General features: G+C 36.1%; 20 protein-coding genes, 1 pseudogene and 1 other annotated feature. Of the genes and pseudogenes, 18 read left to right on the top strand and 3 right to left on the bottom strand.

The annotated features are described in order from the left end of the window. Positions 1-3 precede the first annotated feature (3 nt). From HMPREF2780_RS01855 to HMPREF2780_RS01800, 12 genes are all read left to right on the top strand, one after another. Positions 4-1,479: a DUF2142 domain-containing protein gene (locus HMPREF2780_RS01855; RefSeq protein ID WP_105026006.1), complete on the top strand. Its 1,476-nt coding sequence runs from the start codon at positions 4-6 to the stop codon at positions 1,477-1,479. 165 nt (positions 1,480-1,644) lie between these two features. Beyond that, positions 1,645-3,372, top strand: a complete 1,728-nt coding sequence (locus HMPREF2780_RS01850) for a glycosyltransferase family protein (RefSeq protein WP_105026005.1) — start codon at positions 1,645-1,647, stop codon at positions 3,370-3,372. Positions 3,373-3,449: 77 nt separating this feature from the next. After that, positions 3,450-4,376, top strand: a complete 927-nt coding sequence (locus HMPREF2780_RS01845; protein ID WP_105026004.1) for a glycosyltransferase family 2 protein — start codon at positions 3,450-3,452, stop codon at positions 4,374-4,376. Positions 4,377-4,444: 68 nt separating this feature from the next. Further along, complete coding sequence (rfbD, locus tag HMPREF2780_RS01840) at positions 4,445-5,296, top strand: dTDP-4-dehydrorhamnose reductase (RefSeq protein WP_105026003.1); 852 nt, start codon at positions 4,445-4,447, stop codon at positions 5,294-5,296. A 192-nt stretch (positions 5,297-5,488) separates the two neighbouring features. Further along, positions 5,489-6,637: a beta 1-4 rhamnosyltransferase Cps2T gene (gene cps2T, locus HMPREF2780_RS01835; protein WP_105026002.1), complete on the top strand. Its 1,149-nt coding sequence runs from the start codon at positions 5,489-5,491 to the stop codon at positions 6,635-6,637. Next, positions 6,634-7,575, top strand: a complete 942-nt coding sequence (locus tag HMPREF2780_RS01830) for a glycosyltransferase family 2 protein (RefSeq protein WP_105026001.1) — start codon at positions 6,634-6,636, stop codon at positions 7,573-7,575. Before cps2T ends, HMPREF2780_RS01830 begins: the two co-directional genes overlap by 4 nt. After that, complete coding sequence (locus HMPREF2780_RS01825; protein WP_105026000.1) at positions 7,575-8,381, top strand: ABC transporter permease; 807 nt, start codon at positions 7,575-7,577, stop codon at positions 8,379-8,381. The genes HMPREF2780_RS01830 and HMPREF2780_RS01825 overlap by 1 nt, the downstream gene beginning before the upstream one ends. Beyond that, a complete protein-coding gene (locus HMPREF2780_RS01820; RefSeq protein ID WP_105025999.1) occupies positions 8,381-9,604 on the top strand; it encodes an ABC transporter ATP-binding protein in 1,224 nt (407 codons plus the stop codon). The genes HMPREF2780_RS01825 and HMPREF2780_RS01820 overlap by 1 nt, the downstream gene beginning before the upstream one ends. A 12-nt stretch (positions 9,605-9,616) precedes the next feature. After that, the gene (locus tag HMPREF2780_RS01815) at positions 9,617-10,966 is read left to right on the top strand and encodes a glycosyltransferase family 2 protein (RefSeq protein WP_105025998.1); all 1,350 of its coding nucleotides are present in this window, start codon (positions 9,617-9,619) and stop codon (positions 10,964-10,966) included. 1 nt (position 10,967) lies between these two features. Further along, positions 10,968-12,716, top strand: coding sequence for a rhamnan synthesis F family protein (locus HMPREF2780_RS01810; RefSeq protein ID WP_105025997.1), 1,749 nt, complete (start codon positions 10,968-10,970; stop codon positions 12,714-12,716). Next, positions 12,713-15,181, top strand: coding sequence for an LTA synthase family protein (locus tag HMPREF2780_RS01805; protein ID WP_061595712.1), 2,469 nt, complete (start codon positions 12,713-12,715; stop codon positions 15,179-15,181). Before HMPREF2780_RS01810 ends, HMPREF2780_RS01805 begins: the two co-directional genes overlap by 4 nt. Positions 15,182-15,330: 149 nt before the next feature. Continuing rightward, positions 15,331-15,819 carry an EbsA family protein gene (locus HMPREF2780_RS01800; RefSeq protein WP_105025996.1) on the top strand — a complete coding sequence of 163 codons (489 nt, stop codon included), beginning with the start codon at positions 15,331-15,333 and terminating at the stop codon, positions 15,817-15,819. Here HMPREF2780_RS01800 and HMPREF2780_RS01795 read toward each other — a convergent pair. Next, positions 15,816-16,013: a ferredoxin gene (locus HMPREF2780_RS01795; RefSeq protein WP_282187224.1), complete on the bottom strand. Its 198-nt coding sequence runs from the start codon at positions 16,011-16,013 to the stop codon at positions 15,816-15,818. The genes HMPREF2780_RS01800 and HMPREF2780_RS01795 overlap by 4 nt on opposite strands. A gap of 45 nt (positions 16,014-16,058) precedes the next feature. Between HMPREF2780_RS01795 and HMPREF2780_RS01790 the strand changes: the two genes are divergently transcribed. The 6 genes from HMPREF2780_RS01790 to gloA all read left to right on the top strand — a co-directional run bounded on the left by HMPREF2780_RS01790 (position 16,059) and on the right by gloA (position 19,159). Next, a complete protein-coding gene (locus HMPREF2780_RS01790) occupies positions 16,059-16,508 on the top strand; it encodes an SAG1386/EF1546 family surface-associated protein (RefSeq protein ID WP_012000446.1) in 450 nt (149 codons plus the stop codon). Between the two features lie 9 nt (positions 16,509-16,517). Then, positions 16,518-17,195, top strand: coding sequence for a (d)CMP kinase (gene cmk, locus HMPREF2780_RS01785; protein WP_045634901.1), 678 nt, complete (start codon positions 16,518-16,520; stop codon positions 17,193-17,195). A gap of 26 nt (positions 17,196-17,221) precedes the next feature. Next, positions 17,222-17,351, top strand: a sequence feature (ribosomal protein L20 leader region). Between the two features lie 117 nt (positions 17,352-17,468). Beyond that, on the top strand, positions 17,469-17,999 hold the full coding sequence (gene infC, locus HMPREF2780_RS01780) for a translation initiation factor IF-3 (RefSeq protein ID WP_008808772.1): 531 nt from the start codon (positions 17,469-17,471) through the stop codon (positions 17,997-17,999). 34 nt (positions 18,000-18,033) lie between these two features. Beyond that, the gene (gene rpmI, locus HMPREF2780_RS01775) at positions 18,034-18,234 is read left to right on the top strand and encodes a 50S ribosomal protein L35 (RefSeq protein ID WP_001125942.1); all 201 of its coding nucleotides are present in this window, start codon (positions 18,034-18,036) and stop codon (positions 18,232-18,234) included. 50 nt (positions 18,235-18,284) lie between these two features. Next, complete coding sequence (gene rplT / locus HMPREF2780_RS01770) at positions 18,285-18,644, top strand: 50S ribosomal protein L20 (RefSeq protein WP_000124830.1); 360 nt, start codon at positions 18,285-18,287, stop codon at positions 18,642-18,644. A 134-nt stretch (positions 18,645-18,778) separates the two neighbouring features. Further along, positions 18,779-19,159 carry a lactoylglutathione lyase gene (gloA, locus tag HMPREF2780_RS01765; protein ID WP_045634900.1) on the top strand — a complete coding sequence of 127 codons (381 nt, stop codon included), beginning with the start codon at positions 18,779-18,781 and terminating at the stop codon, positions 19,157-19,159. A gap of 66 nt (positions 19,160-19,225) precedes the next feature. Here the strand turns inward: gloA and HMPREF2780_RS01760 are convergent, their stop codons facing one another. Beyond that, positions 19,226-19,966, bottom strand: a complete 741-nt coding sequence (locus tag HMPREF2780_RS01760) for an amino acid ABC transporter ATP-binding protein (RefSeq protein WP_008808770.1) — start codon at positions 19,964-19,966, stop codon at positions 19,226-19,228. Next, positions 19,966-21,351 (bottom strand): annotated as a pseudogene (locus HMPREF2780_RS01755) (amino acid ABC transporter substrate-binding protein/permease); the annotation flags it as partial. The pseudogene HMPREF2780_RS01755 and the gene HMPREF2780_RS01760, both read right to left, overlap by 1 nt. Positions 21,352-21,493 lie beyond the last annotated feature (142 nt).

Here is a 21,493-nt window from a genome sequence, read left to right as displayed (position 1 = left end):
AATATGAAATTCATGAAAGATGCCTATCAGGCTAACATAAAATATATTTTTACTTTTTTGGTCTTATCCGCTTTTATGTTTGTAATTTATACAAAACATCTTTTGGATGTCCCAAAGATAGGATTGGCAGTTGTTCTTCTTATTGCAGTATTTTTATTATTTTTACCTAAAAAAAATATTGCAATATTTTATGCCCTTGTCTTTTCGGGAGTTTTGACTTCTTTGATAACTCCGGTTTTGAATACTCCTGACGAACCAGTTCATTTAGCTAGAACGATTCATATCGTTGAGGGAGATTTGAATCTAGATAATAGTAAACCTCTTATTTCAGAAGATTTTTTTGATATTTATGATCAAATAAAGTCTCCATTAACTAAAACAAATCTTTTCAATGAAGGTCAGACAGATAAGAAAGTTGATTTCGGTCGTACTACTGATTACCGGGCTACTAATTCATATTGGTTCATTGGTTATATTCCTCAGGCAATTGGCTTTGGAATTGGTAAATTATTACATTTGAGTGTAGGTATCTCGTATTATTTAGGGAGAATATTTAACGCATTAGCTTATGCAGTTTTGGCTTATATTGCCATTCGATTATCAGGTAAAGCTAAGCAACTTATAATGATGGTTGCGTTTATTCCAATGAATTTAGTACTAGCTGGCTCATATAATCAGGACAGTGTATCACTCGGATTGGCTTATATTATCGTATCACTCTTTATTAGTTGGGTTAGTGATAGCGAGAAGAAGGTAAGAAATAGAGATTTGATTCTTTATGTCATCATTTGTTGCCTTCTAGCCACGATGAAGCTCCCTTATGTTCTGCTAATTGGATTATTGCTTTTTATTCCAAAATCTAAGTTTAATGGTAGATTCTTTTATGGCAAGGTTATTTCTGCTGTTCTTTGTGTAGGAGCAGTAACTGTATTTTGGTTTTTACTCAGCCAACAAGTGAAATTAGCTAATTTTCAATTAGAAGGTGCTGACTTACGTGGTCAATTAATGAACCTGATCCATCATCCACAAGATTACCTACCAGTTATTTTTAAAGAAATCCTTTTGTCCGTTAGTCATCTTGATCAACTATTTAACTTTGGTTGGTTGGATCTATCAATGAATGAGGTTCTTATTCCAATTTATGTCTTTTACACTTTAATTGCTTTAGCTAATGTTGGACGTTTTAAGATTCCTTTGATTTCAAAAATTGGAGCAGTGCTGGTTTCGTTGGCAATTATTGGTTTGATTTCTTTGACTCTCTACCTGACATGGACTCCTGTAGGATCCTATACTGTCTTAGGTGTTCAGGGAAGATATTATTTGGGAGTCTTAGCTCTAATGCTCCCAGTAATTGTTAGCTGTTCTAAAAATCAATTAAAATTTGATTTTATAACTGATCACTGGATTGTAGAAAGCAGTGTTATTATTGTTGGCTTATCCATGATCCATACTTTAGCAATCATTTATGCGGTAGTTTAATATTTTTATATTTAAATAAAAACAGACGGGAATCTAAGTCCTGTCTGTTTTAATATCAGTCATCTTGACGGTCTTTAAACATGTTGCTATACTTGGTATAACTTAAATTTTTATCCTTGAATATAGAATGATTATTAGTTATTTTGCTTGGTTTTGGGGGGAAATATGATTTTAGATTTAATAAAAAAGTATAGATATCCTTTGATTCTATTTTTCTATTCATTATTGTTTGTTCTCGTTTCCCATGTTGCGATTAATACTCAAAGCCGTGAGTTTGACCATGTTTTTCATTTGACTCGAATAGTCGGATTATCACAGTCTATCAGTCATTTTGATTTATTGCCTAACTTAAATCATATATTTGCTTTTGGTACAGGATATGCGGTTCCAATGTTTTATGGTAATTGGCAATTTTATTTACCTGCTCTCTTATTTGTGCTAGTTCAGCAAGCTGATTTGGCTTTTGATTTTTTTGCATTCTTGTTGGTTCTTTCCACTTCCTTGACAAGTTTTTATTGCTTTAAAAAAATCAGTCAAGATTCCATTAAAAGCTTGTATGGAGCTTTGTTAATCCCTCTCTATTTTCCTTTATTTGGATATGGTATGACAATGGTCTTGCCATTAGTACCTATTCTGTTTTATACCATATACAAGGTTCTTTTTTTAAATAAATATAGCCCGGCTTTATTAGGAATTACCATTGCCTTACTTATTCAAACACATATTTTATCTACCTTGATTTTGGCCATCTATTCACTGATTTTTGTTTTGCTATGTGCTCGTAAATTAACAGTAAAAAAAATAATCTCTTTTCTAGTATCTATCTTTATTGGCATTTTACTTTCGATTGGTTACTTAGCTCAATATCTGGAACAGGTCAGTTCACAAATTTTCTATTTCAATTGGACGGCTCGTGATTTTCCTGTTGAAAACACTCGAATGTTTAATGTTCCAAATATTTTACAGTTCAAATTTAGCGGGCTATTTGAACCATTTACATCTTTGTTTTTGGGAATCGATATCCTAGCGATTATATTATTCTTTTATCTAGTATATCGTTTTAAATATTTAAGTGAAGCTAGCCAGAAACTATTAATACTAATAGCCATTATGGCGATTTCTACAACAGCAGTTTTACCTTGGAATAGTTTGTTAAAATTTGGTTTTTTGGGAGCTATCCAATATACTGGTCGTCTGCTCTTTTTCGTTCCTTTTCTTTTGATTTGGATTTTAGTTAACGACTTTAGTCACATTTGGTCTATCAGCTTTGCTAGTCTATCAACATTGGTATATCTTGGGACAGTTTTAATTTCTTATTCCCCAGTTGTTAACCTGAGGACAGATCATAAGAACTATATATCAGAAATAAATCAAAGAATGCTTAGTTATTATAAAGGAGATAGAGAACAGTTTTCAAATACTATTGGTGATGAATATTATAATTTAGATGTTGATCCAGTTGCTATACGTGACAGTTCGATTACTCAATTTGATGATGTAGAAGGGGCAAAAATAAAAAATATAAAGTCTTCTTACAATTCTTTAGAATTTGATGTTATCTTAACTGAAAAAAATGCAAGTTTCTTTGTCCCTAGACCTTGGTATAAGGGATATATTGCTGACTATACTAATGGTGCTTCAGGTAGTCAGCCTGCTTTGAAGTATCGTCAGTTAAGTCAAGAGGAACAAGAGAAGAATCAGAAACTCCATAGACCCAAGACTCAGAAAATGGCGTTACATAATGGGAAGATTTTTTTAAGAGTTTTTTCTAGTGGCCATGTTAAAATTAGTCATCATAAGACTTTCCTTCAGCATTTCTTTTTCTTGGTTGAAGGACTGTTATGGGGATTTATTATTTTCGTTTTTTATCAAATAAAAAGAAGAAAGAATTGAAAAGCTGATTTAAAAAATGAAATCAAACTTTACAGGTGAAATATTTTATTATACAATTAACACTTAAAGGAGTAACTATGACCATTTCAGTAATTGTTCCTTGTTATAACGAGGAAGAAAGCCTTCCGCTTTTCTATGCGGAAATGGAAAAAATAAAGCCAAGACTTCGTGATAACATAGAATATATTTTCGTCAATGATGGTTCTCAAGACAGAACCTTGGAAGTTTTGCATGAACTTAATATGATGGATCCCAATGCTCACTTTATTTCTTTTTCTAGGAACTTTGGGAAAGAGGCGGCTTTATATGCTGGTCTTCAGCATGCAAGAGGAGAGCTTGTGACGGTCATGGATGTGGATTTACAGGATCCGCCAGAGCTTTTAGTTGAAATGAAAACCATGTTGGATGAACAGAAAGATCTAGACTGTGTGGGGACACGTCGAACTAGTCGTGATGGTGAGCCACCTATTAGGAGTTTTTTTGCAAATCTTTTTTATAAACTGATTAACAAAATTAGCCAGGTAGAAATGGTGGATGGTGCGCGTGATTTTCGCCTTATGCGTCGACCTATGGTAGATGCTATTTTGGAGGTTTCTGAATACAATCGTTTCTCTAAAGGAATTTTTGCCTGGGTAGGTTTTAAAACAGAGTATTTAGAATATAAAAATGTTGAGCGCGTGGCGGGAAAAACCTCTTGGAATTTCTGGCAACTTTTTAACTATTCTTTAGAAGGGATAGTCAACTTTTCAGAAGCGCCCTTACACATTGCTTTCTTGGGAGGTTTGCTTTCTTGGATGATTGCATTTATTTTGGTTGTTTTTATCATTGTAAGAACTCTGGTATTCGGTGATCCTACATCAGGTTGGCCATCACTCATGACAGTTATCCTCTTTATTGGTGGTTTTCAGTTACTAACCATTGGAATTTTGGGGAAATATATTGGCAAAGTCTTTACAGAAACTAAAAAACGGCCTGTCTACATCATCAAAGAGAAGAGTAAATAAGCAGATTTTTTCTGCTTTTTTTGTTATAATATTTTCATTGAATGTTTATGACAGGAGAGGAATAATACATGATTTTAATCACAGGTTCAAATGGTCAGCTGGGAACAGAACTTCGTCATCTTTTAGATGAGCGCAATGAGGACTATGTTGCAGTTGACGTTGCCGAAATGGATATTACGAATGCTGAAATGGTTGAAGAGGTCTTTGCAGAAGTTAAACCAACTTTGGTATATCACTGTGCGGCTTATACAGCTGTCGATGCAGCAGAAGATGAAGGAAAAGAGCTTAACTATGCTATCAATGTGACTGGAACTGAAAATGTAGCAAAAGCGGCTGAAGCACACGGAGCGACATTAGTTTATATTTCTACGGACTATGTCTTTGATGGTCAAAAGCCTGTCGGTGAAGAATGGGAAATAGATGATCAACCAGATCCTAAGACAGAATATGGTCGTACCAAGCGCATGGGTGAAGAGTTGGTAGAGAAGTATTCTAGTCGTTTCTACATTATTCGTACAGCTTGGGTCTTTGGTAATTATGGTAAAAACTTTGTCTTTACTATGCAAAATCTAGCTAAAACTCACCCAACCTTGACAGTTGTTAACGACCAGCATGGCCGTCCTACTTGGACTCGTACCTTAGCTGAATTCATGACCTACTTGGCTGAAAATCAAAAGGAATTCGGCTATTACCATCTGTCTAATGACGCTGCAGAAGACACTACTTGGTATGACTTTGCAGTTGAGATTCTAAAGGATACGAATGTAGAAGTTAAACCGGTGGACTCAAGCCAATTCCCTGCTAAAGCAAAACGGCCACTCAATTCAACTATGAGCTTGACTAAGGCAAAGGCGACTGGCTTTGTTATTCCAAGCTGGCAAGATGCCCTGAAAGAATTCTATAAACAAGAAAAGAAATAAGAAGAAGAGGCTGAAACAGGTGTTTCAGTCTTTTTTATAATGATGAAAGAAAGCCTGGAATTTATCAAATGATGATCCTCTAATCAATAGAATCTCTTAGGATTCTTCTATTTTTTCAGGTCTAAGCTCACATAAAAGTCGATAAAATGGTATAATAGATTGGATTGCAATAAATTTGAATCGGAGAAGAATATGCAACATATCTTTATTATTGGAAGTCGAGGTCTTCCTGCAAAATACGGAGGTTTTGAAACCTTTGTAGAAAAATTAGTTGAACATCAAGTATCTTCTCAATTGCAATATCATGTTGCTTGTTTGTCAGAGCATGAGACAGGACAGCATACCATGTATAAAGGTGTTGATTGTTTTAGTATTAAAGCACCTAAACTAGGCCCAGCTAGAGTGATTGCCTATGATATGATGGCTATTCGCTATGCTTTAAAAATGGTTAAAGAACAAAACATTGAATCACCCATTTTCTACATTTTAGGAAATACGATTGGTGCCTTTATTGCACCTTTTGCCAAAATGATTCATCAAGCAGGCGGGACATTTTTTATCAATCCAGACGGTCTTGAGTGGAAACGGGCCAAGTGGCCTAAGCCTGTTCAAGGTTACCTTAAGTACTCCGAAAAGTTGATGACAAAACATGCAGATTTGGTTATATGCGATAATCAAGGTATTGAATCCTACATCCAGAATGCCTATCCATGGTCTAAGACGACTTTTATTGCTTATGGTACAGATCTTAAGCTTTCTAGCTTGACTGATCAAGATGAGAAAGTTCGAAATTTCTTCGGAAAATGGCAGAGCAAAGAGAAAGAGTATTATCTGATTGTTGGTCGTTTTGTTCCGGAAAATAACTATGAGACTATTATTCGTGAATTTATGTCTTCTGATACCAAGCGAGATTTAGTTATCATATGCAATCATGAAGGAAATGCCTATTTTGAAGAATTGCGTCAGAAAACGAACTTTGATCGAGATAAGAGGATCAAATTTGTAGGGACAGTTTATGACCAGGAACTATTGAAATATATTCGCAACCATGCTTTTGCTTATCTTCATGGTCATGAAGTCGGAGGGACTAATCCAGGCTTACTTGAGGCTTTGGCTCAAACAGATCTCAACCTAGTTTTAGGTGTAGATTTTAATCGACAAGTAGCTAAAGAAACGGCTCTTTATTGGAAAAAGGAAAAGAATAGCTTAGCTGATTTGTTAAATCAAGTGGACAGCCAAAATGACTTTTCTAATTTTGGCCAAACAGCTAAGCAAAACATGAAAGATAATTATACTTGGGAAAAGATTGTCGGTGAATATGAGGAGTTATTCTTATCATGAAAGTAAATATCTTGTTGTCCACCTACAATGGTGAGCAATATCTGAAAGAGCAGGTTGAAAGTATCCAGCAGCAGACCTATCAAAATTGGCAGCTTTTTATTCGAGATGATGGGTCATCGGATGGAACTGTTACGGTTATTCAAAGATTGGTAGCTCAGGATCCACGTATTCACTTTATCAATGAAAATCAGATTGAAAATTTTGGAGTCATAAAGAGTTTTCACACTCTCTTAAAATATGAGAAAGCAGACCTTTACTGCTTTAGTGACCAAGATGATGTCTGGCTCCCTGATAAGATTGCACTTCAAGTGGCCGAAGCAGAGAAATATCCTCAAGATAAGCCGTTACTGATTTATACTGATTTAAAAGTAGTGGATGAAAACCTGACTGTTCGGCATGAAAGTATGATTCGTACTCAGTCAGATCATGCAAATACAGAACTGGTACAAGAGTTGACAGAAAATACTGTAACAGGCGGAGTAGCCATGATCAATCATGCCTTGGCTGAGTTATGGACGGGGCAAGAAGCCCATGAGCTTCTCATGCATGATTGGTACTTAGGCTTGTTGGCTTCCGCTTTTGGAAAGCTTGTCTATATTGATAAGCCAACCGAGCTTTATCGTCAGCATAGCAGTAACGTTTTAGGAGCACGTACTCTTAGAAAAAGGGTGAAAAACTGGGTTCGGCCCCATGTGCTTTTTGCTAAGTATTGGCAACTTATCAAGGCTAGTCAAGAGCAAGCAAAAAATTTATTAGATCTGTCTTTGAGCCCTGAAAATAAAGAATTAATTGAAAACTTTGTGACTATCATGGACGTGACGTTTAGGGAACGCTTAGCACGTATACGCAAACATGGCTACCGTAAGAATCGTGCTTTTCACACTTGTGTTTTTACAACCTTGATATTGACAAAGTTTGCATATAGAGGTAAAAAATAATGTTTGACGTTTTTAGTCAGAAAAATCGTATTTTATTACGAGAGTTAATTAAAACGGACTTTAAATTACGCTATCAAGGATCAGCAATCGGCTATCTTTGGTCTATTTTGAAACCCTTGATGACCTTTAGTATTATGTATATCGTCTTCATCCGTTTCTTACGCTTAGGTGGAGATGTTCCTCATTTCCCAGTTGCTTTGTTATTAGCCAATGTTATTTGGGGATTTTTTTCAGAAGCAACTTCTATGGGGATGGTATCAGTTGTTAGTCGTGGCGATCTTTTGCGTAAGCTAAACTTTTCAAAGCATATTATTGTCTTGTCAGCTATTTCAGGTGCTGCCATTAACTTCGCTATCAATTTAGTCGTGGTCTTGATTTTCTCATTCTTTAATGGAGTGACCTTCAGCTGGTCGGCTTTGATGGTAATCCCTCTCTTTTTTGAATTGTTTTTGATGGCAACAGGTTGTGCTCTGATCTTATCGACTTTCTTTGTCCGCTTCCGTGATTTATCTCAAATCTGGGAAGTAGTGCTACAAGCCGGCTTATATGCGACACCAATTATTTATCCCATTACATTTATTGCGGACCGTAATCCATGGGCTGCCAAATTAGTTATGATGAATCCTCTGGCTCAGATTATCCAAGACATGCGTTATTTCTTGATTGATAAGGCCAATACACCTGTCTGGCTTTTGGTTGAAAATAAGTTTTTGGTTCTTGTTCCTTATGTATTGCCAATTCTTATTTTCCTAGCTGGTTTTGCTTACTTTAACAAACATGCTAAGAAATTTGCGGAGATTCTCTAATGACAGATAAACAAATTGCAGTAAAAGTAGACCATGTCAGCAAGTACTTTAAGTTACCAACTGAGGCAACTAACAGTCTTCGTACTGCTATGGTCAATCGCTTTAAAGGAATTAAAGGCTATAAAGAACAGCACGTTCTTAATGATATTTCTTTTGAAGTAGAAAAAGGAGACTTTTTTGGAATCTTGGGTCGAAATGGTTCAGGGAAGTCTACTCTCTTAAAAATTATTTCTGAAATCTACGTTCCTGAAAAAGGTTCTGTCACAATCGATGGAAAGTTAGTTTCTTTCATTGAGCTAGGAGTCGGTTTTAACCCTGAACTGACAGGTCGTGAAAATGTCTACATGAATGGTGCCATGCTGGGCTTCTCAACAGCTGAAATTAACGCCATGTATGATGATATTGTGGACTTTGCTGAGTTGCATGAGTTCATGAATCAAAAACTTAAGAATTACTCTTCTGGAATGCAGGTTCGTCTTGCTTTCTCAGTTGCCATTAAAGCGCAGGGTGATATCTTGATTTTGGATGAGGTTCTTGCAGTTGGAGATGAGGCTTTTCAGCGTAAATGTAATGATTACTTCCAAGAACGGAAGAAATCAGGGAAAACGACCATTCTTGTTACCCACGATATGGGAGCAGTTAAGAAGTATTGCAATAAGGCTGTTTTGATTGAAAATGGCTTGGTTAAAGCAATCGGTAGTCCAGAAAATGTAGCTAACCAATATAGTTTTGATAATACAGCACCTTTGCAACATGGAGGAGAAGCGACTGGAGATGGACAAGCTTCTTCGGATGAACAAGTTTTAGTTGAAAACTTTCAATTACAGTTGTTAAGTTCGAATAAGTTACGCCCACAAGATCCAATTCAGTTCCAGATTGACTTTGATGTTCGAGAGGATATTCAAACTTATATTGCTCTTTCTTTAACAGATATCGATCGGAACATTTGGATTTATAATGACAATTCGATGAACCAATTAATGACTGGTGCTGGTCACAAAAAAGTTCATTACACTTGTTCACTTCCAACAGTGAATGATTTGAAAATGAAATTAGAAGTAACGGTGCGGGATGCTGAGGGGCAGATGCTGGCCTTCTCAGACGCTACTCAAACTCCACTGATTTTTATCAATCGAGATGATATAGATTTGGATGATAAGTCTGCTATGGATTCAGCAAGTGGCTTAATCCAGCGCAATGGAACATGGTCAATAACGGACTAGACTGAGGGAGATATGGAAACGACGCCTTTTGTTTCGATTATTTGTACTGTTTTTAACAAAGAACCGTGGTTGAAAAAAACAATCGATAGTTTTCTGGCTCAGAAAACAAGTTTTTTCTTTGAAATTATTTTAGTGGATGATGCCTCAAGTGATGACTCTCGCAAAATAATACAAGACTATCAAGCAAATTTTCCCGATTTGATTCGTGCCTTTTATCATGATGAAAATCAAGGAATTGCCAAAACATGGGTTACTATCTGTAAAGAGGCACGAGGGAACTTCATTGCTCGATGTGATGGTGATGACTTCTGGCTGGATCCTCTAAAACTTCAAAAGCAAGTAGACTTATTGGAGAGTAAGCCTGACTGTAAATGGTCTAATACAGATTTTGATATCTATGATGAAAAGGGAGACTTTGTTTCCAAGGCAGGCTTTGCCAACAAAATAATCCCACTTGCGGATACCTATGAAAAAATGTTGGCCACCCGTGGATTTACTATGGCATCTACCTGGTTGGTTGATAGGGATCTAATGCTAGAAGTAAATCAAGAGTTAGATTTAACTACATCAGATGACACCTTTAATCTGCAAATGGAGCTCTTCCAACGGACCTCTTTAGCTTTTCTAGATGAACCGACGGTTGCGTATACAATTAATCAAGGGTCAGATTCACGTCCTTGTGATTTTAGAAAATTAGAACGTCGTTTCCAAAAGTTGTTACAAACGCAACTTGACTATCTTGATAAATATCCTAATGCTGATTTTAAAGAGATGACTAAGATTCTTCTTGAGCGAAACAATACTTATGAAATTCGTCTATCCAAACCCATGGATTCCTTGTCTCATATTGGTATGGAGTCAGTCACAGTTTATTTTGGGGATGGTGAAAATGCTTACTCAGAAGAGCGCACTTTTGCCAAACTACTTCAAAAAGAAGACAGCTTAACATTTGAAATTCCTAAAGGAACGTCTGTTATTCGAGTAGATCTTTCGGAACGTCCAAGTTACTATTCTGAAGTAGAACTGAGGGGGCCTGACGGGAATGCATCATCACCTATCTATACGAACGGTGTTATTGCTGACGGCTTGTATTTCTTTAACGAACCTGATCCTCAGTTGATCTATGAAGTTGAAGAAGAAGCAATCTATCAATTGAGCTATAAGATGCTTTCTGTGGATGATGCCTCTGCTCCCGATTATATTGGAAAAGTATTTGCGGCTGAAATGTTGGACAGTAGTAATAAGGTTAAAGAGCTTGAAGCTGAATTAGAGGCTACGAAAGAAGCTTACAAGACAATTATCAATTCAAAACGTTGGACTATCCCAACAAAAATTTTGAAATTCTTAAGAATAAGGAAATAAAATGGAACGATTACTTTTATATGTTCATTTTAATAAGTTCAATCAGATTAGTGAACATGTACTCTATCAGCTTGAAAAAATGCGTCCCCTCTTTAGGAAGGTGATTTTCATTTCAAACAGCAAGATAAGTCAAGATCAGGAAGATGGACTGAAGAAAGAACTGGTTGATGAGGTTCTTTTGAGAAAGAATAGTGGTTTTGACTTCGCTGCTTGGCGAGATGGAATGAATTCTGTTGGCTTTGAAGAATTAAAAAAATATGATTCAGTCACTTTAATGAATGACACATGCTTTGGACCTTTGTGGGATTTAGAGCCTATATACCAAGATTTTGAAGGTGATAGAAATGTTGATTTCTGGGGAATGACGAATTATCGTAAAGACAAAGATTTTAACGAGCATATCCAAAGTTATTATCTATCTTTTAAGAAAAATGTAGTCAATTCAGAAACCTTTCAACTGTTCTGGCAAAACATTCAGGATTATACAGAAGTTCAAGATGTTATAGACCATTATGAAACTCAGGTTACAACCAATTTAGTCCAAGCAGGATTTCATTATCAGACTGTTTTTAATACTATTCAGGCTGATGATTCAGGCATGCTCTATCCGGATTTTTCTTACTATAATCCGACCTCTATTCTAAAAAACAGAGTGCCATTTATCAAAGTAAAAACGATAGCTGCAAATGAAGGATTGACGCCTTATATTTTAAAGGACATTGAAAATACAACGGACTATCCAGTTGATTTGATTGTCAAACATATGTCTCGTATTGATTTGCCTGATTATCCTTACTTGCTTGGAAGGAAAATTTTAGATTTGTCTCTTCCAATTTCTATACCTGACAAGAAAATAGCTGTCCACCTTCATGTTTTTTATGTAGATTTACTAGGTGAATTCCTTCATACATTTGAATCTTTCCATTTCTCTTACGACTTATTCATTACAACAGATAGCGAAAAGAAAAAGAACGAGATACTTGGCATTTTAGAGGGAAAACAAGCAAAAGCAGAAGTTTTTGTAACAGGAAATGTTGGGCGAGATGTTCTTCCTATGCTTAAATTAAAGAGACATCTATCTCAGTATGACTATATTGGGCATTTTCATACAAAAAAATCTAAAGAAGCTGATTATTGGGCTGGAGAAAGTTGGCGTAAAGAGCTAATTAACATGCTTGTTCATCCAGCAGATCAGATAGTTAGTCAATTAGGACAAGATGATCGCTTAGGGCTAGTCATAGCTGACATTCCTAGCTTCTTCCGCTTTAACAGGATTGTAGTCGCCTGGAATGAAGCCCTGATTTCTCCTGAGATGCACAAACTGTGGGAGCGCATGAATTGTCAAAAAGAAGTTGACTTTAAGCAAATGAACACCTTTGTCATGAGCTATGGAACCTTTGTTTGGTTTAAATATGACGCCTTGTCTCCTTTATTTGATTTGAACTTGACGGAGAATGATGTTCCGAGTGAGCCACTTCCGCAAAATTCCATTCTTCATGCGATTGAAAGACTTTTGGTTTATATTGCTTGGGACAAGCAGTATGACTTTAAGATTTCTTATAATCAACTTGGACTAACAGCTTTTATTGATAACAAGCAACTAAATAATCGAGAAGATTTACAGCCTCATACCTTTGTAGATTTTAACCAGATTGGTGGAATCAAGGGGGCTATGAAATACATCTTTATTGGACCTGCAAGAGCTATCAAATATATCTTAAAACGATTGTTAGGGAAGGGCAAGTCATGAAAAAAGCAGTTAAAATAGAACGTTTTTTATTGTTTATCCTGCCTATTTTATTCTTTTTTATCAATTTATTCTTAATTCAAAGCCAGTTGGTTAGGGAGACTGATCCAACTGCTACAGTAAGACTTTTAATTAAGCAAGAAAGAATTTTTTACCTCATTGGGTTAGGTAGCATTCCAATTTTACTGTCTTGTTATCGTTTTAAATTTGTATCTCTGATTCGCTTAGCTTATATATATTTTTTGTATTCCTTCTTGTCAAATTTAGTTGAAGATGCTTTAAATATTAATAATGAAAGCTACAAAAGTTGGAATTGGTTTGAGCATATATTTTCTCAAAGGAATTTCTTTCCAGTTTTATTGTGGTTAGTACCTGCTATTGCCATTTTAACCCTGATCTTTAGGACCTTAAAGATAGTGTCTTTTCGTCTCAACAAGATTCAATTGTCATCCAATGTTGAATTCCTTTTTTTGTCACAAATTTTACTATCTTTCCTTTTGACAGATAGTAAATTTCCTCAAGCACTTTACCAAACTGAATGGTTTATGGCTTTAAATCACAAATATAGCAGTGAATTGTTTACAGAACACCATTTCTGGCTTGTAACAGTGATAGTAGCAGTATTCTCACTGCTAGCAACATTTATTTCCTACCATTTCGTAAGAGGTTTAAGTCACTTACTTAAAAATAGAAGTTCTTATTCTTTAGCGGTGGCAACTAGTATGACAGCTGCAGTTGTCTTTAACTATTTGATTCAAATGGGACTTGGTAAGGGAACACCTTTTTTAGAATACTACCAGTTGCCTGGAGCGACTAGTCTTCAGATCGTTATTCTCTTTTTGATCTTCTTGTTCTTATACCTGCTCATTAACCGATATTTTTTGACAACAGTCATCTTGATTGGAGGAATGAGCTTATTTGTAATTGCGAATTCAATCAAGTTTAGCATGCGAGGTGAGCCGGTCTTACCAAGTGATATGATTTGGCTTTCTTCACCAAGTACTTTGCTTAGTTTTGTGGATACTTCTTACATGAATGAAGCATTGAAATGGCTAACTATACTGATTATTGGATTTTTAATTCTTAACTATTTCCTATTCAAAGGAAAAATGATTCAAAAATTCAGTCGCAGGTTTGTAAGACTAGTTTGTGTTTTCTTGTGTTTGATTGGGATTTTTCAGGTGTTTGCTCAGAAGGAAAATGGTAAGGTCAAAAGAAATATACCTGTCATTACAGTTCTGAATAACTTACAAGATATTACCTGGCTTGGTAATGCAAATAATGCCCGCTATCGTTCATTAGCTTACGTCTGGATAAATCAATTGACGACAGAGGTAATGGCTAAACCAGAAGGCTATAAGGCGTCTAAGATAAAAGAAATAGAAGAGAAGTATGCTAAAAAGGCAGAGGAGATCAATCAAGCTCGAACAGACAACTTAAAAGACCATACAGTTATTTATGTATTGAGTGAGAGTTTTGCTGATCCAAGACGCATACAAGGGGTCACACTGACTGAAAATCCGATTCCGAATATTGAAGAGATCAAAACTAAATCAACTAGTGGACTCATGAGATCTGATGGTTATGGTGGAGGAACAGCTAATATGGAATTCCAGACTTTAACTGGTTTGCCATTTTATAATATCTCTCAAAGTGTTTCGATACTTTACACAGAAGTTTTTCCTAAGATGAATAAAACTCCAGTTATAAGTGACTTATACGAAAGCAAAAATAGAATTGCTCTTCACTTAGCAGGTGCTGCAAACTATTCAAGAAACTATATCTATAATCACTTGAATTATGATCGTTTTATTACCGTAGAAACAAAAGGAATTAGTTATCAAAAAGAAGGGGTCAGTCCTAGCGATGCTTCAACTTATCAAATAGTCTTAGATAACATTAAAGAAGGAGATAATCAATTCTTTTCTGTAATGACGATGCAAAATCATTCTCCTTGGCTTGAAGCGAATCCTGAAACAATGGAAGGAAAAGGAGAGGGTTTTACAGACGAAGAAAATTCAAAGCTAACCTTCTATAGTCGCTTGCTTTTTCAAACTGATGTAGCAACCAAAAACTTCCTTGATCAACTGTCAAAAATCAATAAGAAAATCACAGTTGTCTTTTACGGCGACCATTTACCAGGATTGTATCCAACATCGATTTTTAAGAACCAGGAAGAAAACCAATACCTGACAGATTATTTTGTTTGGAGCAACTATGAAACACCAAAACTGAATTATTCACTAGTTAATTCCAGTGATTTCTCAGCTTTAGTCATGGAGCAAACAAATTCTAAAGTCTCACCATACTATGCATTACAAACCGAAGTATTACATAAAGCAAGTGTAGATAAATCTGATCTGGATGCTGAGGCTCAAGAAATAGCTAACGATATGCGAATGATTGAATACGATATGGTTGCTGGTAAAGGATATTTATCAAAAGACTTTTTCAAAGTCCCTCAATAGTTTATAAAAGTGGTTGAAAGCAATCCTAAAGGTTGTTATTTCACCACTTTTTATTTTGAAAATTTCTTATAAAATAATCATTTTATAGGATGATTTATACTCCCATTTTTTCTCAAAATATGCTAAACTAGTTAGAGGAGGATGAGGATATGATAAAGATTTTTGGACAACTTCGATATCACTGGCAACCAGATCTTTCAATCTTAGTTATTTATTGGTCTTTATCTGTCATTCCAATCTTTATTGGACTGTCTTTGATGTATGAGAGTTCGGATGTTCCTACTTTAGTCTTGTTTTTCCTGTTTTTATTTATGGTTTTACTTGGTGTAGGAGTTCATCGTTATTTTACCTTTTATGATAATGGGATTTTACGCATCATAACAGCTAATCCCTTTACGCCATCAAAAATCGACATATCAACCATTCGAAAAGTGGCTGTAACGAAAACATCGATCACACTATATTTTGATGGCAAAGAAAAAGGCCGAACTTTTTGTATGAGAAAGTGGCCTAAAAAGTATTTTGTGAATGATTTAGCTTTAAATAAGCATTTTAAAGGTGAAGTCGAATTAGTTGATAACTTGACACACATTGATTACTTTGAAACCTATTATGCTAATCAGGATAAACACTCTTAATCTTTTTTTAGAGCGTGTGTTGGACAATTTTTGATTGCTTCAAGAACATCATCTGATTCTTCAATATGAGTTTCTAGGAGCTCATCATTGTGGGAAAATTTGACAATACCATTGTCATGGTAATCAAAAAGTTCAGAATAGGTTTGGCAGAGCCCACAAGCAATGCATCGTTCTGGGATGAGTGTTACTTTCATAGTCATATTGTAATAAGATTTTTGAAAAAATTCAAGGAGGAAGTCATGGCAAAAGAACCATGGGAAGAAGATATTTACGATAATGGAGAAAAAGATTTGAAAAGAACAAAAAAATCGAGTGATGTTTTAGCGAATAGAGTACTAACTATTTTAGCGGTTATTTTCTTCATCATGGTCATTGTGATTGTTGCAGGAATGATTTATCTTTCTGTTGGTGGCGGTGGGAAAAAAGCCGCTAAAGAAGGTTTTCTTGATACTAGTGCACCTGCTAGTAGTCAAGTAGCTAGTTCTGCACCTGCTGCAAGCTCTGAAACTAGTTCTGAAAGCACAACAGCTTCATCTGAAGGAACTATTACTGTTCAAGCTGGAGAAGGAGAAGCAGCCATTGCTGCTAGAGCTGGAATTTCTATTGCTGAATTAGAACGCTTAAACCCTTCTCATATGACAACTGGATCATGGTATGCTAATCCAGGCGATGTTGTTAAAACTCGTTAGGAGGATACTATGAAACAGATTCAAATCGCAATTGATGGTCCAGCTTCCAGTGGGAAGTCCACGGTTGCAAAAATAATTGCTAAAGATTTGGGTTATACTTATCTTGATACAGGGGCTATGTATCGTGCAGCAACTTACCTGGCTTTGCAACATCAGCTTACTGCAGCAGATACAGAAGATATTATTAGACTGTTGGATGACTATTCTGTGAGTTTCGGTCGTTCTGAGTCTGGTCAACAGTTAGTTTTTGTTGGGGATGTAGATGTGACTCATCCGATTCGCGAAAATGATGTTACCAATAATGTTTCTTGGGTTTCAGCTATTCCAGAAGTTCGAGAAAAACTAGTAAGTCTTCAGCAACAGATCGCCAGTCAAGGTGGCATTGTTATGGATGGTCGTGATATTGGCACGGTCGTGCTACCAGATGCCGAGCTCAAGATTTTCTTAGTGGCTTCAGTTGATGAACGAGCTGAACGTCGCTATAAAGAGAATTTAGAAAGAGGTATTTCAGCAGATCTTGAAGTCTTGAAGAAAGAAATTGCTGATCGAGATTATAAAGATAGTCACCGTAGTGTTTCTCCTTTACGTCCGGCTGAAGACTCCATCACATTTGATACGACAGGAGTAAGTATTTCTGATGTAGTGGCATTTATTGAGGAAAAAGCAAAAAAAATTCTTGACAAGTAATAAGAAACTTGGTATGATAGTAGAGTTGAGAAAAGCAGAAGTGAGAGCTTCTCGCCTTGCGACTAACGTTGTCTGGCTCTACGGATTAAGTTTCAGTAATGAAATACTATCATGTAGTGCGGGCTTGCGTTAGCAAGTCCGCTCTTGTTTTTCTCGAATACTTAACTAAGTTTGGTCTAATTTAGGGATTAAATGCTAGTTGGTTCATCTGACATAAACATTGAATTCTAAAATCTTGACTCAGATTTGGAAGAGTAGAAAAATAAAAAAGAGGTGAAAACTATAGCAAAGCAAGACTTATTCATCAATGATGAAATCCGTGTACGTGAAGTTCGTTTAATTGGTCTTGAAGGTGAGCAATTAGGAATTAAGCCACTTAGTGAAGCGCAAGCACTTGCTGACGATGCTAATGTGGACTTGGTTTTGATTCAACCACAAGCTAAGCCGCCTGTTGCGAAAATTATGGACTATGGAAAGTTCAAATTTGAGTATCAGAAAAAACAAAAGGAACAACGTAAAAAACAAAGCGTTGTAACTGTAAAAGAAGTGCGTCTTAGTCCGACCATTGATAAGGGAGACTTTGATACTAAACTTCGCAATGCACGCAAGTTCCTTGAAAAAGGAAATAAAGTTAAAGTTTCCATTCGCTTCAAAGGGCGGATGATTACCCATAAAGAGATTGGGGCTAAAGTTTTAGCGGAATTTGCTGAAGCAACTCAAGATGTTGCCATTATTGAGCAAAGAGCTAAGATGGATGGACGTCAAATGTTTATGCAGTTAGCACCGCTTCCAGACAAAAAATAATTTTGTCAAAAGTTAAAAAAAGGAGAAATTTATCATGCCAAAACAAAAAACACACCGCGCATCAGCTAAACGTTTCAAACGTACAGGTTCTGGTGGCTTGAAACGTTTCCGTGCTTACACTTCACACCGTTTCCACGGAAAGACTAAGAAACAACGTCGTCATCTTCGTAAAGCATCTATGGTGCATTCAGGAGATTTCAAACGTATCAAAGCAATGCTTACTCGCTTGAAATAAGAGCAAGTTAATGACTGAACAATTCTAGGAAATATTGGAGGAAATAAAACATGGCACGTGTTAAAGGTGGCGTTGTATCGCGCAAACGTCGTAAACGTATTCTTAAATTAGCTAAAGGTTACTATGGAGCAAAACACATCTTGTTCCGTACTGCAAAAGAGCAAGTAATGAACTCTTACTACTATGCATACCGTGACCGTCGTCAGAAAAAACGTGACTTCCGTAAATTATGGATCACTCGTATCAATGCGGCAGCTCGTTTGAACGGACTTTCATACTCACAATTGATGCATGGTTTGAAATTGGCTGAGATTGAAGTTAACCGTAAAATGTTGGCTGACTTGGCTGTTAACGATGCAGCAGCTTTCACAGCTCTTGCAGATGCAGCTAAAGCAAAACTTGGTAAATAATATCAAATTGGTCCTCAGGGACCTTTTTTCTTTTTATAATATTAGTATTTAAAAAAACATGACGTTTTATAAAATCGATAAATAGGAACCTAGTCTTGAAAATGTTATAATATACAAAAGGAGGAATTATATTTATGGCTTCAAAAATGTTACACACTTGCTTGCGAGTTGAGAGTCTTGAAAAATCAATCGCATTCTATCAAGATGCTTTTGGATTTAAAGAATTACGTCGTAAGGATTTTCCAGATTATGCCTTCACTATTGTCTATCTAGGACTTGATGGTGATGACTATGAATTAGAATTAACCTATAACTATGATCATGGTCCTTATGTTGTAGGGGATGGATTTGCTCACATTGCACTTAGCACACCAGATCTTGAGGCTCTCCATCAAGAACACAGTGCTAAAGGTTATGAGGTTACAGAACCAAAGGGGCTTCCAGGTAATCCACCAAACTATTACTTTGTTAAAGATCCTGATGGCTACAAGGTCGAAGTGATCCGTGAGAAATAAAAAGGATATAGTTTTAATATTTCAAAAAATAAAATAACTCCGGCAATTTTTTTTGCCGGAGTTATTTTATACATTAAGAACCTTGTCTAGGAAATCTTGTAAGCGTGGATGCCGAGGGTTGTCGAAGATTTGGTCAGGTTTTCCATCTTCAAGGAATTCACCATCTGCTGTAAAGATAACACGATTAGCTACTTGACGTGCAAAGCCCATTTCGTGAGTTACGATAATCATTGTCATACCTTGCTCTGCTAATTCTTTCATAACATTTAGAACGTCACCGACCATTTCTGGGTCAAGAGCAGAAGTAGGCTCATCAAAGAGCATAATATCGGGGTTCATAGCTAAGCCACGAGCGATAGCTACACGTTGCTTTTGACCACCAGAGAGGCTGTTAGGGCTAGCATCGGCCTTGTCAGCTAATCCAACCTTTTCTAGTAATTCCATTCCCAAGGCATCCGCTTCAGCTTGGCTCATACGCTTATGCTGAACAGGAGCGAAGGTGATATTTTCAAGAACAGTCATATGTGGAAATAGGTTGAAGTGTTGGAAAACCATTCCGATATTTTCACGAACTAAGTCTACATTAGTGTTTTTGTCAGTTAGATCAAAACCATCAACAGTGATGGTACCACTAGTAACTTCTTCAAGTAGGTTAAGACTACGAAGAAAAGTTGACTTTCCTGATCCAGAAGGACCGATAATACAAACGACGTCCCCTTCATAAAACTTAGCAGTAATACCTTTAAGGACTTCATTTTCTCCATAGTATTTGTGAAGGTCATTTACATCAATTTTTAATTTTGCCATTATTGGATCCTCTTTTCTAAGCGTTTAGCTAATCTAGTAAGGAAAGTAATAATCAAAAGATATAAAACAGCGAGAATAGCGTACATACGGAAACTTTGATAGTTACGAGCGATGATGTTCTTACCTGTTTGGAAGAGCTCTACAAGTCCGATTGCTGATACGATTGTAGTATCTTTAAGCGCAATTACAAATTGGTTGACAAAGTTTGGAAGCATGATTTTAGTTGCCTGTGGTAAGATGATTTTTCTCATAGTCTTAGAATAGGAAATACCCAAACTCCGGCTTGCTTCCATCTGTCCTACAGGTACTGCTTGGATACCGCCACGCACAATTTCAGCAATATATGCGCCTGAATTAAGAGAGAGAGCAATGGTACCAGCCACAAAATCGTTAATAGGACTTTGCTGGTTTGTAATTGATTCAATCAAGTTCGGTATACCCCAGAAGATAAAGGCAGCAAGAATCATAAGTGGCACACCACGAATGACATCGACAAAGATTTCAGCAATCCAACGTAGTGGTTTATAAGGGCTGACACTAAACATTCCAAAGATAATACCGATTACTAAAGCTATAGCGAAGGAAAGAAGTGCTAAAGCGATCGTTACACCAAAACCTTTAAGAAGTTGAGGATAATTATTCTTTAAGAGTCCCAAAATAGTTGATTCATCAACTTCTGATTCAGAAGAATTATCTGCTAGGTATTTTTCGAGAATCTTATCGTAAGTTCCATTCTTTTTCAAGTTAGCTAGTCCATTGTTGAACATCTTAATCAATTCAGGATTGCTTCCTTTTTTTACGGCGAAAGCCAATTTACCGCTAGGAGTTCCTTCGATAGGTGTTTTAAATTTTTTCCCTTGCTTAATGGCATATCTAATGACAGGTTCATCATCCATGATAGCTGCTACTGAACCGGAATTCAGACTATCATAGAGAGAAGCGCCATCAGAAAAAGTCTTAATTTTGTAACCATACTTCTTTTGATTATCAGTTAAGAAAGTTTGAGAGGACGTCCCATTTTTAACACCGACAGTTTTCCCTTTTAAGTCTTCATAAGAAGAAATGGTGCTGGATTTAGCCACAGCTAAGATTGAATTTGCTGAATAATAAGAATCTGAGAAATCGAAGGTCTTTTTTCGTGCATCCGTTACAGTCATTCCTGCAATCATACCATCAGCATGACCGGTTTGTACATCGTTAAGCGCCACATCAAAACCAGGATTTTTAATGGTGATATTGAAGCCTTGATCTTTAGCAATGGCTTTGATCAAATCCATATCAATACCTGTATATTGATTGTTATTGTCTTGAAAAACGAAAGGTGCAAAAGAGGAATCACTGGAAATAACGTATTTTGATTTTACAGGTGTTGCTTTATCTTCTGCATGAACAACGCTACTAGCAAAAGTAAGTAGCGAAGAGAATGTTAGTAAAAGTGCTATAATTTTTTGTTTCATACTAGTCTCCTTTTTAGAATATTGTACGATTATATCAGATATTGACGAAGATAGCAAATTTTAACGAGTT

It is taken from the genome of Streptococcus sp. HMSC062B01, assembly GCF_001811085.1.
Taxonomy (GTDB): domain Bacteria; phylum Bacillota; class Bacilli; order Lactobacillales; family Streptococcaceae; genus Streptococcus; species Streptococcus gordonii.
This window is presented reverse-complemented; position numbering and strand designations above follow the sequence as displayed.